A 14994-nucleotide genomic window follows, 5' to 3' on the forward strand; every position below is an offset into this window, starting at 1 on the left:
GCACGCGCCATGGCTTCGGTTCAGGTCGACGCGCTCGGCCTGAGGCTGATCGCACCCGGCACGCTGGAGCGACGGGTTCCGGCGCTCCAGCGCGAGGCGGGCGAGGTATTCGTACCCGCGGTGCTGCGCGCAATGGAGCGGCGGCTGGCCCGCGTCTATGGTGAACGGGCAGTGATTTGCATCCGCCGGCTCAGCATCCGCTGCGCGTTGCGGCCGTCCGAATTCGCCACTTCGGCCTACGCCGCGCAACTCGGCGAGGAACTCGCGGCGCAGATCACAGCCACGGTGCCGCATCCCCGCCAAGGCGCATCGGCGCCCCCACCGCACGCGATCGCGGAGATCTATCTCGATGCCGCACATATGCTCGCGGTGGCGCTGGTTGCGGCGGCGGAGGCGCGTCCCGGTCCGGGAGATATGCGGGAGTCGTTTGCGGAAGTCTGGACACGTGCGGCGTGCGAGCCCCCTGCCCTGCGTCGCCAGCTTCTGCGCCGCTGTCACGCGGCGGGCAAACTCGACACTGTGCTTGCCCGCCTCGACATCAGGGCGCTGACGACACTTGAACCGCTTGTCGCGACCGACCGCTCGGCAGCGATCGCGACCGCGGTTCGCGCGGCCATAGCCAGGCGGATGCCGGAGACCGAAGCCCCCTCCGCCCAGTGGACCGGCGCGGCCGACGAACCGACGGCAGCGTTACTCCTACCACGTGAGCCAGCGCCCTCGGCGGGTACACCTTCCGTGCCGCGGAAGACGAAAGCAGCAGGTCGGAGGCGAAAATCATCCCTGCGCTCCGGGCATCCGGAAACCCAGTCGGCAAAGCCCATGCCGCTGTCATTGCATCCCGATGCCCTGGCTGAGCCCCGCGATGCCGGAACAGCCGCGCCCGTGAAGGACTCGGCGTCACCCGCGGCGGACAGCCTCCCACGCAATTCGCCGGAGGAGGCGCCTCGGTCAACGCGATCTGCGGTACCCGAGGATGCCGCGCACGCGCCGGCCATGGCCCTGTCACAACGCGCCTACACCACCGGCTGGGCGCGCCTGCTTTTCCTCCTCAACATAGCGTTGCGGCTCGATCTGCCCGAACGGCTCTGGCGAATCGGCGTCGATGAGGGGGCGGTGCTCGCGGCGGCCTTTGCGCGGCTCGCCGACACTATGGAGGACTGTGCTCCGCGCGTGCTCCACGCCGCCTTCCCCGCGGCCCCACCGACAACCGGACCGCTTCCGCAATGGGCACGCGACGAGCTCGGCGAGGTGGCGCGCGAAGGCGCTTCGCATCTGCTTGGCTCCGATGTCGATCCTGGTGCACTCACCGAACGCATCGCCCTGCTCGAGGCACAATTCTCGCCTGACGGGTTTGAGCTGGCTTCCTGGTGCGCCGCGCTCCTCCTCGCCTGCGCCGAGTCGATGCTCGGCACGCCGCTGGCGCCCGGCACCCTCGCCGAGCCTTTCGCTGCGCCTGGCCGTATCCTGCTCGACGGCGATACGATCCGTGTCGTGCTGCCGATGGAGGCCGTCGATCTCGACCTGCGACGCGCGGGCCTGGATGGCGATCCCGGGCTGCTCGTCTGGCTTGGCAAGCGCCTTGTCTTCGAGTTCCAAGGTGGCGAGGCATGACACGCGCCGCGCTCCAGGGCCGGGCGCCCGAGCCGGATACGACGACCACGCAACGGCGACGCCCAACTAGTTCGCAGCGCACGGATAGCGCCGAGGACCGTTTCGGCGCCGCCCGCGCCGGCCAGCCGGCCCGCGACTCCTGGACCGAGATCGCCGAAATCCTCGCCGGCCTGCTGGACGACGGACCGATGGGCCCGGCTGCATCCGCACCGCCCCCGTCCGCCGACCCTCTCACGGCCACAGCCGAGGACAATCCCGCCTCGATCGACAGTCCCGGAGCGCTCCCCGTCGCTCCCGCACCGGCGCCGCCGCCGCCGGCCCCATCATTGCCGAACACGGCCACCACGCAGGTACTGACCGGCGCCGCTCCCCCGCCCCAGCAAGAGCATGTCGATGTCCCGCCGGGGCCGCCGCCTACCCAGGCCGAGATCCCACCCCCCGACGGCGCGCCGCCATCCGCGCCGAGCGCCGCGCCGCCAGCGGCTCCGGCCCCCGCCCCCGACGCGGATGCCGCGGGCGATAGCAGCGGCGGCCCCGGGGCAGTGGTGCGCCGCTGGCAGGGGCGCGTCGCCTCCGCCGGTACGCGCCTTCCCCAGCCCCGGATAGCCGTTCCCCCCGATGCGCAGGGCGCCGTCCTCGCCGGGGTCCAGTCGGCCGAGACCCGCAACCAGGCCGCGCGCGACCAGCTGCCGGGCGAAGCGCTCTCGAATGTGCCCGTCCAGCCCGTGGTCGAGGATCCGCCCGCGCCTCCGGCGAGCAACCCCGTCCCCGAACAGACGAGCCGCATCCTCGCGCTGTCCAACCTCCGCCTGCCCGACCAGCAGGCACCACCGCTCGAACCCTCACCGACCCGGCCGATCGAGAACGAGGTCAACGTCGGCGGGACGTTGCCGCGCGCTGGCGAGGCGCCGGTCGGCAGCGACATGTTCCAGGTGCTCACCTCGCCCGCCGCCGCCGCCTTGGCCCAGACCGATCCCAACGCCGTCGGCCCTGACGGCCAGCGCACACCCGAAGCCACGCGGATTCAGGCCGCCCTCGCCCAGCTGCGCGGCGACCCCCGCCCCGCCGGGCGAGAAGGCCGCGGCCCGCAGATCATCGCGCCCGATACCGGACCGCAGCCCGTGCCGCCCCTCGCCGAGGCGATGCGCGTCCCGGTCGGCGAGGTCGTCGCGCGGCTGCTCGCCGATACCGATACCGCCGCCAACCAGGTGCTCGACGGCCTGCGTACCGCGGCCTTTACCGGCGGGGCGCTCAAGCGGGCCTTCCCCGAGATCGGCGCCGACATGCGCACCGAGATCAAGAGCTCGATCACCGTCGAACTCAATGAGATCGCCACTGCCGCGAACGTGTCGGCAACGCAGCTCCAGGGGATGATCGCCGATCGCCAGCGCGTGCTGGCGGAAAGCGGCGCGGCGGCGACCCGTCAGGCGACCGATACCACCGCCGCTGCGACCCGCACCGTCCAGACCGAGGGGCAGCGGACAATGGACGCGGTCGCCGGCGCCGCCGACCAGGCGGAAGAGGAGACGTTGCGCCGGCAGGAAGCGGCGGGCGGCAGTTCGGACCCCGCGGTGGTCAACCGTCGCCGCGACCGCACGTTGGACTGGATCCGCGAACACGTCACCACCCAGACGAGCCATTATCAGGAAGCCGGCGACCGCCGCGCACGTGATCTCAACGCTGCGCAGGAGGAGCAGGCCAATGCCTATCGCGCACTGGTCGAGCGCGAACAATATCAGGTGCTTACCCCCGCCGCACCACGTCCTGCGCGCAGTCCGGCTGATCGTGTGCGAGAGGCGCACCTCGCCGACATCAACATCGCGATCCGCACCTGGAGCGACGAGCGTATCCGCGCGATCGGCACGGTTTTCCGGCAGCTGATCGGCACGGCGCGTACCACGACGCAGACCCACCGCACCGATATCGAGGGCGCCGGCGACCGCGCCATCGTCGCGACGCGCAGCTGGGCCGATGACAAGATCCTCGAGGGCCAGGGCTGGTGGTCGCGCTTCATCGGGCGGATTCGCAATTGGCTGCACGGGGTCGACCAGGCCAACCAGCAATGGCGCGTCCGCCGCACGCGCGAGATGCGCGATTCCGTCGCCGCCGATCTCCAGCTCATCGCGCGCGCCAACGCACAGCTCGCGACCGAAATGACGCAGGACGAGGTGCTCTCCGACCAGACGCTCACCGCCGCACAGCGCGAAACGCTCCGGCAGTTCTTCGCGCTGCCCGCCGGCACGCATCCGCTCGAATTCGCTTCGATCCGGCTGCGCGGCAAGCTGGTCGAAGCACGCCTCGCCAGCGCGCGCGCCAGCTTCGAGCAATCGGTGATCGCCACCCCGGTCGGCGATGGCGACCTGACAGGCGCGGACAGGGTCAACGATGTCGCGCGCGCCGATGGCGGCGGCGGCTTCGACGGCAGGCAGCTCGCGGAGCGTCTTCATGCCGCGATGGACCAGATGGGCACCGACGAGGCGTCGATCTTCTCGGCGCTGCGCGGTCTCACGCCGTTGCGTGCCAGCGCGGTGCGGAAATCCTATTACGCCCTCTATGGCAGCAGCCTGGACAGCGATCTCGATTGGGAGCTGAGCGGCGACGAATATCGCCGCGCGATGGCGCAGCTCGAAGGCCAGCAGGCGGCGGGCGATGCCATCGCGCTGCACGACGCGATCGCCGGCCCGGGTACTGACGAGGCGGCGATCTTTGCCGTGCTTGCCAGCAAGTCCGCTGTCGAGGCCGCGGCGATCCGCGCCGAATATCTGCGCCGCTATGGCGAGACGCTCGACGAGGCGATCCGCGGCGACATGGATCCGGGCAACGATCGCGACCGCGCCTTCGCCCTGCTTTCCGGCGACACCGATACCGCCAACGCCATTGCGGTCGACGACGCAATGCGGGGCGGCTTCCTCGGTCTAGGCACCTCGGAGGAGGAGATCGAGCGTGTCTATACCGACATGCGCGCCGAAGTGCTGGCCCGCGCGCGCAACGAAGGCTGGTCCTCGGCCGAGATGGAGGCGGAGATCCGCCGCCGCAACGCCGCACTGGAGCAGCGCTTCGGCGAGCGCTACGCCAATGTCGCGCAATATCGCGACCAGGAAGGCGGCGGCTCCGTCCTCGCGCGCGCATATCGCTCCGAGCTCAGTGGGCCCGAGCTCGACCTCGCCAACGCGCTGCAGGCCAACGACGCCACTGCCGCCGACGCCGCGCGCATTCGCGTCGAGGACCAGAGCGCATTCTACGCCTCCGATGACAAGATCAACGCAGTCCTCCAGTCGCAATATGACCGCGCGCTGGAGGCCCGGCGGCTCGACGAAGGCCCTGCCCGTAGCATGCGCGTCGCGCGCGCGGTCGAGGAATGGAGCAACGCCACTCCGCAACTGTCCGAAGAGGAAATCTCGCGCCGCAGAATGGCGCTCGAGCGCGAGATGGAACACGGCATGGCCGATGCCGCGCAGGCAGACTCGCGCGCCTCCATGGCGCGGCTCAATCAGTTCTACGGGAACCAGTATGATCGCTCGCTCTACGTCACGGTGTGGCGTGCCACGAGCGGCACCGATCACACCGCCGCGATGCAACGGCTGGAGCAGGGTGGCCGCCTGACCCCACTCCAGCAAGTCGAACACGCCACGGTGGGCCTGGGCACCGACGAAGCAGCCTTGCGCCAACTGGTCTCGACGATGACGCTGGACGGGATCCGTACGCTGCGCCGCCAGTGGGAAAATATGCATCCCGGCGAGAGCTTCGATGCGATGCTGCGCGACGAACTGGGCGGCCGCGACGAGAGCGACGTCATGGACCGCATCGAGCATGGCGCCCCAGAATCCGCCCGAGCGCGCATCGCCGAGGAGCGGCGCCGCAGCGAGCGCGAGCTGGGCGAGCTCACCGGCGTGCTGGGTGGAGTCGCCGCCGGCCGTGAGGCGCGGCGCATCGAGTATGAGCGCACGCGGCTCGAGGCGCTGGACGGCGACCTGCAGCGCACCACCTGGCCCGACACCGACGAAGCCCGGGCCGAGCGCGTCCGGCTGCGCGACGAAGTCGATTTCCGGGTGCAGCGCGTGCAGGACGCGGTCGAGGATCATCGCCGCAAGATCGATTCGGTCACCGACACGGCGACGCAGGTTGTCGGTATCGTCGTCGGTGTGGTCGTCGGCGCGATCGTCACCGCGCTGAGCGCCGGCACCATGGGCCCGGCGGCAATCGCCGCACTCTCCGCACTGATCTCGTCTCTCGCCTCCACTGCGGCGACGATGGCCACGAAGCAGCTTATCCAGGGCGGATCGTATAGCGGCGAGGACATGGCGCTCGACGTCACCGTCGGGATCGTCGATGCGATCGCCAGCCGCGGCCTCGCTAAATACGGCCTTGGCGGGCGCATGGCCCTCCGGTTGGAGGCCCTGATCGCGCGTAGCCGCGTCGGCGCCGTTGCTGCACGCATGGTCGAACGCGCCGCCGAAAGCAGCCTCGCCCAACGTGCGCTCCGCCTGCCTGGCATGGCGACCGTCGCCCGTGCGGCAAGCCGCGTGATGCCCACCCGAGCCGGCTTCGAACGCGCCGCCGCGCATTTCCTGGGAGAAGGCATCAACGATGCGGTGGGCGCGCTGCCCTCCACCCTCACCCAGATCACGCTTACCGACACCACTTGGGAAGGCGATCCGCTCCACGCCTTTCTTGAGGGCGGCGGCATGGCGATGCTCCAGGCCGCACTGATGGGGCGGATGCTCGAAGGCGGTATGACCATCGCATCGCATGCCTTTGTCGGCGCACGCACGCGGTTGCGGATGCACAGCGAGACCGGGCGGCTCGCCGAGGCCAACCGCGTCATCCTCGACAGCTATAGCCGTTTCCACCAGGACAATCCCGGCGCGAGCCTCGCCGATTTCCTCCAGCACCCCGAAGGCCGCCGGATGCGCGCCGAGATCGAGGCGCGCGGCCTGCTACCGACGCTGGAGACCGCGGCGGCGCACCCAGTCACTTCGGTGCCGCTCGACGCGCAGGGCAACCCCCGCCCGCGCACCGCTGCCGAGATCCGCGCCGACGCGCTCGAATCCGCGATCCCGCGAAGGCTACGCGAGGGCGCTTCGATCACCGCCGATCCCGATCTCACCGGCCGGGCGGTTCACGTCGAGCCGCTGCGCATCGGCAACCAGATCGTCGGGGTCGATATCCGCGTCGGCCCGCACGCCACCCCGCTCGACATCGCGCTACACGCCGGCACGATCCAGGCGATGCAGCGCTACCGCGGCACGCTGGGCAATATCCGCCGCGCCTTCGCCGACGCCCTGGCAACCGCCACGCGCTCGGGACTCCAGGTGGGCTCGCGCGGCTGGGAGGCGCAGCTCGAGATCGCCAAGCTCTCGGCGATCGTCACCTCGCGGATAGACGAGCTGGCAGGACGCGCGCTCACGCCTGAGATGCAGGCGCACGCCCAGGCCGATATCCGCTCGCTCGAACGCCAGCTTCTGCTCAACCAGGCGATCCTAGCCGATGCCAGCCTGCGCGGGATGCCCGGTCGGGGCTATGTCGCGGCCGAGGATGAAGGAACCGGCCGCGCGTTGACCGAGGCGCAGCGCGCGCTGCTCGGGTCCCCGGATATCGTCGAGAAGCTCGGTCAGCTTCGCGCACTCGTCGATCAATCGATCGTGCAAGGCGGACATTATCGCGAGGAATTCGCCAAGGCGCTGGTTTTCGCGGAAGCGCTCGCGAAGGAAACGGGCATTCCGAGCCGGACGCTGCTCGATGTGACGGTGCATCTCGAACCGCTCGGCATATACCCGACGGCCAAGCACAACGAGGGCAGGATTGAGGCGCGCCGCGGGGAAGGCAAGGAGACCAGGATCCTGCGCCTGCTAGCCGAGGAGCTCAACCAGACGGGAACCGAATATCAGCGCAAGCTATATCGGGAGACGCTCCGCATCATGCTTGAAGGCGGTCAGGCTGGCAAACGCCGCCCATCGACTGACTGGGTTGCCGATGCCTTGCGCGGCGACGAGCCTGTCGAAGGGCTGATGTTCGAAGGCTATATCCTGGAGAGCATTCTTCAGGAGAATATTGCCGCCGTTGACCGGCTACGCAATCACATCGCTGAAGGCGAATTCGATTTGGTTCTCGGCGTCGATACCGGCGGCTCGTTCCTGCTCGAGGTGCTAAGTCCACCCGGATCGAGCACATTGCCCGATAATTTCCTCCCGGTCCGCAAGGGACCCCAGAAACAGCGTACCACGGAAATGCAGCCAGCGATCCAGGCAGCGATCAAGGGGAAGCCTCCGATGACCAGCTTCGTCATCGCCGATTTCTACATGGGGGGGGGCGCGATCAGCGAATTCAATAACATGATCGCGCGCCTTGTAGAGGCTAATCCCGGTGTCCCACTTCGTTTCGAGACCGTGTGGATCCGCGAGGACTTCGGCTTCGATCGCAGCACGCCGCTCATCGAGCAGAACACCGTGGAGAAGCCGCGTCTCCTCGCGCAGACGGAGACGCGGCCCGATCTCGTCGGAAAGATCAACGAGCCGACGCTGGAGCGGGTGCGTTTTGCGGTCGGCGACGACTTGGACGACATCCTCAAGAACGACAAATCAACCCTGCCGATCGTAATCTTCGGAGACGATGGCCGCGTCATCCAGCGGATTCCGCCCGGTGTGCGCCATCCCGTGACCGGAGAGGTGTTGCGGACCCCGCGCCAAGTTCTAGCCGCGGTGCTGCAGGGTCAACATTTCGATCCCAATGCTACACCGGTTCAGTCTCGCTCGGTCGCGGTGCGGGATCAGGCCACGCATGTGAAGGGCACGCCGGAATGGGGCGCGCAAAAGGGCAGCTATCTGGAGAATGCAAGCGACGCGCAGCGCGTGCTAGACGCAGTCAACAGTGGCACCGCAGTGATACTTGGCAAGGAGAATGGCAATCTCGTGGTCCAGGTCGCTGGCGTGACGGGCTTCAACAACAACAAGACTAGCGGTCACAACGACCAGCCAACCAATATATTCATCGTCTCCGGAAGCCGTTATTCCACGGTCGTTCCGACCAATCCGAAATGGAGGCCTCGCGGTGCCGACACTAAATGACTGGGTCTGGGTCACTGCCATGCTGGTGCAGGCTATGCGTGCCTCGATAACCGCAAATTGCCGGATGATCCTGCTGGGCTATCACGGCGGGGAGTGGCGGCTCGATTTCTTCTTCGCCCAGGATAGCGACGAGGATCGTACCCTTGCCCAGCATATTGACGAAGACCTGTCCGCCTATCTCAACGACATCTGGACCCAGCTCTCCTCGGCCGCCTATGCGCGCATCGGCCATGTCATAGTGACGGGTACGGGGCAGCTCCCGCTTGACCATGGCGACAATGTTCGCATCGTCTTTCTCCGCCATGAACCCGCGAGCGATTAGGAAATGCGCCTTGCCCACTCTTCGGCCGCGCTCTTCGCTCTACCCGGCTGGCGGCGGGAAAAGCTGCAGGTGCTGCGCTGGCTTGCCCAGGATGGCGTGGCCGGTGCCGGCGTCGAGGCGATGCTGGCCACGGGGCTCGCCGACACGGACTGGGAGATCCGCATTACCGCGATGCTTGCCGCCGCCCGGCTCCGCGCCGAACCTCTGGTGTCGGCGATCGCACGCCTGGAGCTGCCGAGCCTGCCCGAGGACGGCGTAACTCCCCGCGAGACGCGCGCGCTGCTCGCCTTGCGTGACGCCGCTCTCGTCCGGCTCGGCGGGCCGCGCGGACGCCCGCTACCCGATGAGGTCGTCGAGGCGCTCGACGGCAACGTCGCGGGCCTTCCTCCCGGTCTCGACGCCTTTGTCCACGCACTTACACATCCCCTTCCCGACGAGATACCCGCCCCGCCCGAATTCGCAGGCGTCGAAACCAGCTCGGCGGGCCCGATGCTGGCCGATGGCAGCCTGCTTGCCTGGGTACCGCCGGTCCCGCACTGGCTGGGCGAGGCCGAAATCCGTGGCGACTGGCGTTCCAACCCGCCGCGCCGCGAAACGCCGGGAAAGGGGTTCTACATCGACGCCGAACCACGCGGCGAAGCTACGCTCGCGGACGCACAGGCGGTGGCGGCCGCGCTCGCCGACACGCTCGGACGCGCCGTCACGCTTCCCGGCCAGGCACAATGGGAGACGGCTGCACGTGGTCCCGACGGGCGCCGCTTCCCATGGGGTGCCAACGCGCGACCGGACGCACGCGTCGATCTGTCCCCTTGGGGAGTCACGGGATTGGTCAATGGTCCTGGCGAATGGGTCGTGCAACACACGGATAGCACGGAGGAAATCATGGTTTCCGGAAAACTATTCATCGCTCCAGCATTGATCAGGAACTGCACGACCGAAATGTCTTGCCGCTTTCGCCTCGTGTATGGATCGAATTGACTATTCTTCTTATGAAATATCTTGGTAGACTTGTATGCACGACCGATTCCGCGAATCGCGCGGAGACTGGTCTTTCAACGATCGCGGGCGGGGGAGCGACATGTGGGATGTCGTGCTCTGTATTAAGAGTCGAATCTATCGCGAGGGGCTTCGCGCGATGCTCTGCGCGCATGATCAGCTCGGCGATATTCGCACCTGTCTCGACCTGACTGAACTGGCCGGCTACCTTGATGCCAGCCCACGCGCGCTAGTGCTGATCGATATCGCACTGGGCTCCGCCGCCACCAGCCCGACCGCCTCGATCGCCGAAGCGTTCCGTGTCGCAGCCGGGCAACCGGTAATCGCGCTGGGGCTGGAGGAGAGCGACGATGAGATCCTGGCCCTGATCGAGGCAGGTGCCGCGGCCTTCGTGACCAAGAATGATTCGCTCGAAGACCTGATCGGTACGATCGATGCGGCCGCGCGCGGCGAACTGCATTGCGCGCCGCGGATCGTGCGGCTGATGCAGGAAAGGCTCGCCGACCTTGCCGTCAGCCGCGTGCGCCAGTCGGAGCTCGACAAGCTCTCGCAGCGGGAACACCACATCCTCGGGCTGGTCGGCCAACGCCTTTCGAACAAGCAGATCGCGCGGATGCTCGGGCTCGAGGTCTCGACCATCAAGAACCACGTCCACAACATCATCGTTAAGCTACGCGTGAAGAATCGCGGCGAGGCAGCCGCAATGCTGTGCGCGCCCTATCCCGCCAACGACGTCGTACAGCGCGCCATCCACGCTTAGGCGCTTCGCGGTTGCCTGCCATGGACAAGTTCCGGGCCCGCCCATAAAGAACGGGCGTCTCCCGCAATCGAAAGCTGCCCGGCACCGATGTTCCGTCCTCTGTACGACTGGGTGCTGCGCATGGCGCATCACCGCCACGCGATCTGGCTGCTGGGCTTGGTCTCGTTCGCGGAGAGCAGCTTCTTTCCGATCCCACCCGACGCCATGCTGATCCCGATGGTGATCGCACGCCGAGAGCAGGCCTTCCGCATCGCGCTCGTCTGCACGATCGCGTCGGTGCTGGGCGGCATGCTCGGCTATTATATCGGCTATGGCCTGATGCAGACCGTCGGCGAGTGGATCGTCCATACCTATCACCTGGAGGCCAAGCTCGCTGAAGCGATCCACGCCTACCAGAGTGAATATGGCACCTGGATCATCCTGCTTAAGGGGCTCACGCCGATTCCGTTCAAGCTGGTGACCATCGCCAGCGGTGCTGCGAGCTTCAACTTCCCGCTCTTCGTGCTGCTGTGCTGCATCACCCGAGGGGCGCGCTTCTTCATCGTCGCGGCGCTGCTCAAGCGCTTCGGTGCGCCGGTGCAGGAGTTCATCGAGAAGCGACTGGACCTGTTCGCCTGGGCGTTCCTGGCGCTGATCGTGCTCGGATTCGTCGCCGTCGCGCTGCTCTGAGCCGCCCCGTTTCTTTTCCCCGCGCCCCAGCTTGCGCGCTTGCCCGCGACTCGCTAGATACAGCCCCCAATCCGACAGCGTGGGTGGGAAACGCCGGGTCCTTTCAGAAGGACCGGGCAGCGGACCCGTGCCCCGCAGTCGGCGAACTTTGAAGCGAGGATGGCCCAAGTGGCGAAGACCAGTCCGACCGAATTCGTGAAGCAGGTGCAGACCGAAGCGCGCAAGATCGTGTGGCCGTCGCGCCGCGAGACGATCATGACCGGCGTGATGGTGATGATCATGACTACGCTGCTCGGCGTGTTCTTCCTCGGCATCGACGCGATCTTCGACTTCATCGTCAACTCGTTGCTGCGCCTGGCGCAGTAAGCCGCACCGAAAACCAAAGGGAAAGAACGAACGCATGGCGCGCTGGTACATCATCCACGCCTATTCGGGCTTCGAGGGCAAGGTCCGCGACCAGATCCTGGCCGACGCCACCCGCATGGGCCTCGACCGCCTGGTCGAAGCCGTAGAGGTGCCGACCGAGACCGTGACCGAGGTTCGCCGCGGCAAGAAGATCCAGTCCGAGCGGAAGTTCTTCCCGGGCTACGTCCTCGCCAAGCTCGAGATGAACGACGACGTCTATCACCTGGTGAAGAACACGCCGAAGGTGACGGGCTTCCTGGGTTCGTCGGGCAAGCCGCAGCCGATCAGCGAGGCCGAGGCCGCGCGCATCCTGAACACCAAGGACGAGGCGGCCACCGCAGCGCCCAAGGCGAAGGTCAAGGTCGATTACGACATCGGCGACACCGTCAAGGTCACCAGCGGCAACTTCGCGACCTTCTCGGGCGTGGTCGAGGAGCTCGATTACGACAAGAGCCGCGTGAAGGTCTCGATCTCGATCTTCGGGCGCGCGACGCCGCTGGAGCTGGGCTTCGAGGACGTCGAGCGCATCAAGTAAGGCCGGCAACGGCGGTAATCATGCTGGGGGCCGGGGCGCAAGCTTCGGCCCTTTGCTTTTCGGGAGACGGGCCATGGTGCCGCGCGAACTGATCGACATCGCTCCGGTGCCCGGCGGCGACGAACTGCGCCTGTTCCGGCGCGGCGCGGACCATATGATCGTGCTCGACCGCAACGAGCTGATGAACAGCCGGATGAGCGGATCCGAGGAAGCGCTGGCGACGATGAGCGTCGAACGCATCGCAGAACGCAAGGCGCCGCAGGTGCTGATCGGCGGCTATGGCATGGGCTTCACGCTGCGCGCAGCGCTTGCCGTGCTGCCCGCGGATGCGCAGGTGGTGGTGGTCGAGTTGGTGCCCAAGATCATCGACTGGGCACGCGAGCATATGGCGGAACTCGCGGCGGGCTGCCTTGAGGATCCGCGCGTCGATGTGGTGATCGGCGATGTCGGCGCGGAAATCGCCCGCACCCGCGCCGGCTTCGATGCAATCCTGCTCGACGTCGATAACGGCCCCGACGGGCTAACTCGGCTGGGCAACGACCGGCTCTATTCGATGCGGGGGCTCGAAGCGGCCCGTGCCGCGTTGGCGCCCGGCGGCGTGCTGGCAGTGTGGTCCGCCGCGCCGGACAAGGCCTTTGCCCGGCGCATGGGCGAGGCCGGCTTCGCGGTCGATGAAGTCACGGTGCGGGCACGGAGCAACGGCAAGGGCGCCAAGCACGTGATCTGGTTCGGGCGGAAGCGCTAGGCCGCTTCGCTGCGTCCCTCGATCAGCGGATAGATCACTGCGATTTCACGGTGAATTCGGTCGCGCATCGCGGCGCGCATTGTGTGCGAAGCCGCGCAATAGCCGGCCCAGTTCGAGGCGATCTCGCGCAGGGTCCACTCGCCGATGTGACGCGCCGATGTGACCAGGCCGGTCTTTGCCTCCGCGCGCAATCCTTCGAGCTCCGCCCTCCCCCGGCCGTCCGCTTTGGCAGTGAGCTGGGGATACAGGCTTTCGATCAGCATCGTGCGGCGGCGACTGGCGCGGGTGAGCGAAAGGCGGACCGCGGAGAGGGTTTGCGGCGGCTCGGCCAGCGCCGTCAGGGCGTCCAGCGCTTCGAGATTGGCCTCGATCTGGGCGTGTAGACCCTGCAATTCGCTCAGCACGCGGTCGCTCCCCGGCGCGTGCCGGGGGCGCCCTTGACGAAATAGTCTGAAATACGCGGCCTTATACTTATAGCCGGCTTTACGCGCGGACGGTGCGCGGCCGAGAGAAATCGCGCCCTCCCGCTCAGCTTTCCTTCTTGCCGAGCTCGCGGTTGATGCCCAGTGCCGCCAGCGTGCAGACTGCACCGGACAGGAGATAGGCGCCCACCGCCAGCAGCCCGAACTGGCTGGCAAGGAAGAGCGCGGCGAGCGGCGCGAAGCCCGCGCCGATGAACCAGGAGGCAGTGGCCGTCGTGCCCGCGCCGGTATAGCGGCGCTTGGCCGAGAAGCTGTTGTTCACTGCGCCCGAGGATTGACCGAACGACAGGCCGAGCAGGATGAACCCGAGGATCATGTACACCCACTCGCCGGTCGAACCCGTGCCGAGCAGCTGGGGCGCGAAGCCGCTATAGGCAGCGATGAAGGCAGCCGAGACCCCGAGGAGCGTGCGGCGGCCGATGCGGTCGGCGACATAGCCGGATGCGACCACCGAAAGCAGCCCGACCACGGCGCCGGCCAGCTCGATCATCAGGAAATGGACTGTTGGCTCACCCTTCAGCACCACCCAGGAGAGCGGGAAGACCGTAACGAGGTGGAACAGCGCGAAGCTGGCGAGCGGGGCGAAGGCGCCGAGGATGACGGTGCGTCCCTCCTCGCGAAACAGCTCGGGGACCGGCGTCGGCTGGAGCTCCTGAGTCTCGTAGAGACGCTCGAACTCGGGGGTGGAGATCAGGCGCAGCCGGGCGAACAACGCGACGACGTTGATCACGAAGGCGACGAAGAAAGGATAGCGCCAGCCCCAGTCGAGGAAATCGGCCTGGCTGAGCGTGGACAGCAGGAAGGCGAACACCGCCGACGCCACGAACAGGCCGATCGGGGCGCCGAGCTGCGGGATCATCGCGTAGAAGCCGCGCTTCGAGGTGGGTGCGTTGAGCGAGAGCAGCGAGGGCAGCCCGTCCCAAGTGCCGCCCTGGGCGAAACCCTGGCCGAGGCGGAACAGGGCGAGCAGCGCCACGGCCACGCCGCCTGCCTGTGCATAGCCGGGTAGAAAAGCCATCGCCGCAGTCGATCCGCCGAGCAGAAACATCGCGATCGTCAGCTTGACGCCGCGCCCGTGCTTGCGATCGAGCCAGACGAACAGCAGCGCGCCGAATGGACGCGCGACAAATGCCAGCGCGAAGACGGCGAAGGAATAGAGCGTGCCGGTGAGCGCATCGACATAAGGGAAGATCACCGCCGGGAAGACGAGGACCGAGGCGATCGCGTAGACGAAGAAATCGAAGAACTCCGACGCCCGGCCGATGATTACGCCTACCGCGATGTCGGAGGGGCGGACTTCGTGGCCGCGCGCATTGATCAGGCGGGCATCGCGCTCGAGCATCGTCGAGTTCGTCGTGCTCAGCGTGGCCACCATCCCAGTCGGTCCTTATCCAGAAATCCCACC

Annotated in this window: 11 protein-coding genes; 9 read left to right on the forward strand and 2 right to left on the reverse strand. The window is 67.4% G+C overall.

Translation table 11 applies throughout. From position 1 onward, the window contains the following. The first annotated feature begins 9 nt into the window (after positions 1-9). From AC1RPL_RS04600 to AC1RPL_RS04640, 9 genes are all read left to right on the forward strand, one after another. Complete coding sequence (locus AC1RPL_RS04600; protein WP_493068074.1) at positions 10-1611, forward strand: hypothetical protein; 1602 nt, start codon at positions 10-12, stop codon at positions 1609-1611. Next, on the forward strand, positions 1608-8675 hold the full coding sequence (locus AC1RPL_RS04605) for a hypothetical protein (RefSeq protein WP_493068075.1): 7068 nt from the start codon (positions 1608-1610) through the stop codon (positions 8673-8675). The genes AC1RPL_RS04600 and AC1RPL_RS04605 overlap by 4 nt, the downstream gene beginning before the upstream one ends. Continuing rightward, positions 8659-8997 (forward strand): hypothetical protein, encoded by a 339-nt coding sequence (locus AC1RPL_RS04610; RefSeq protein WP_493068076.1) that lies wholly within the window; start codon positions 8659-8661, stop codon positions 8995-8997. Before AC1RPL_RS04605 ends, AC1RPL_RS04610 begins: the two co-directional genes overlap by 17 nt. Positions 8998-9000: 3 nt before the next feature. Continuing rightward, positions 9001-9975, forward strand: a complete 975-nt coding sequence (locus AC1RPL_RS04615; RefSeq protein WP_493068077.1) for an SUMF1/EgtB/PvdO family nonheme iron enzyme — start codon at positions 9001-9003, stop codon at positions 9973-9975. 34 nt (positions 9976-10009) lie between these two features. Beyond that, positions 10010-10753 carry a LuxR C-terminal-related transcriptional regulator gene (locus AC1RPL_RS04620; RefSeq protein WP_493068078.1) on the forward strand — a complete coding sequence of 248 codons (744 nt, stop codon included), beginning with the start codon at positions 10010-10012 and terminating at the stop codon, positions 10751-10753. A gap of 87 nt (positions 10754-10840) precedes the next feature. After that, complete coding sequence (locus AC1RPL_RS04625) at positions 10841-11422, forward strand: YqaA family protein (RefSeq protein WP_493068079.1); 582 nt, start codon at positions 10841-10843, stop codon at positions 11420-11422. A gap of 168 nt (positions 11423-11590) precedes the next feature. After that, entirely contained in the window at positions 11591-11788 is a 198-nt protein-coding gene (gene secE, locus AC1RPL_RS04630; RefSeq protein ID WP_493068080.1) for a preprotein translocase subunit SecE, read from the forward strand. A 34-nt stretch (positions 11789-11822) separates the two neighbouring features. Continuing rightward, the gene (nusG, locus tag AC1RPL_RS04635; RefSeq protein WP_116842097.1) at positions 11823-12362 is read left to right on the forward strand and encodes a transcription termination/antitermination protein NusG; all 540 of its coding nucleotides are present in this window, start codon (positions 11823-11825) and stop codon (positions 12360-12362) included. Positions 12363-12435: 73 nt separating this feature from the next. Beyond that, on the forward strand, positions 12436-13107 hold the full coding sequence (locus AC1RPL_RS04640) for a spermidine synthase (protein WP_493068081.1): 672 nt from the start codon (positions 12436-12438) through the stop codon (positions 13105-13107). Here AC1RPL_RS04640 and AC1RPL_RS04645 read toward each other — a convergent pair. Both AC1RPL_RS04645 and AC1RPL_RS04650 read right to left on the reverse strand, forming a co-directional pair. After that, entirely contained in the window at positions 13104-13511 is a 408-nt protein-coding gene (locus AC1RPL_RS04645; protein WP_493068082.1) for a hypothetical protein, read from the reverse strand. The genes AC1RPL_RS04640 and AC1RPL_RS04645 overlap by 4 nt on opposite strands. Before the next feature lie 124 nt (positions 13512-13635). Further along, positions 13636-14964, reverse strand: coding sequence for an MFS transporter (locus AC1RPL_RS04650; protein ID WP_493068083.1), 1329 nt, complete (start codon positions 14962-14964; stop codon positions 13636-13638). Positions 14965-14994: the final 30 nt, after the last annotated feature.

This window comes from Sphingomonas sp. GW821-FHT12D09 (assembly GCF_058807215.1).

What these genes read in the sequence shown, in the direction of transcription:
- AC1RPL_RS04600 (WP_493068074.1), top strand. Translation starts at nt 10, where the DNA reads ATGGCTTCGGTTCAGGTCGACGCGCTCGGCCTGAGGCTGATCGCACCC.
- AC1RPL_RS04605 (WP_493068075.1), top strand. Translation starts at nt 1,608, where the DNA reads ATGACACGCGCCGCGCTCCAGGGCCGGGCGCCCGAGCCGGATACGACG.
- AC1RPL_RS04615 (WP_493068077.1), top strand. Translation starts at nt 9,001, where the DNA reads ATGCGCCTTGCCCACTCTTCGGCCGCGCTCTTCGCTCTACCCGGCTGG.
- AC1RPL_RS04620 (WP_493068078.1), top strand. Translation starts at nt 10,010, where the DNA reads ATGCACGACCGATTCCGCGAATCGCGCGGAGACTGGTCTTTCAACGAT.
- AC1RPL_RS04625 (WP_493068079.1), top strand. Translation starts at nt 10,841, where the DNA reads ATGTTCCGTCCTCTGTACGACTGGGTGCTGCGCATGGCGCATCACCGC.
- nusG (WP_116842097.1), top strand. Translation starts at nt 11,823, where the DNA reads ATGGCGCGCTGGTACATCATCCACGCCTATTCGGGCTTCGAGGGCAAG.
- AC1RPL_RS04640 (WP_493068081.1), top strand. Translation starts at nt 12,436, where the DNA reads ATGGTGCCGCGCGAACTGATCGACATCGCTCCGGTGCCCGGCGGCGAC.
- AC1RPL_RS04650 (WP_493068083.1), bottom strand. Translation starts at nt 14,964, where the DNA reads ATGGTGGCCACGCTGAGCACGACGAACTCGACGATGCTCGAGCGCGAT.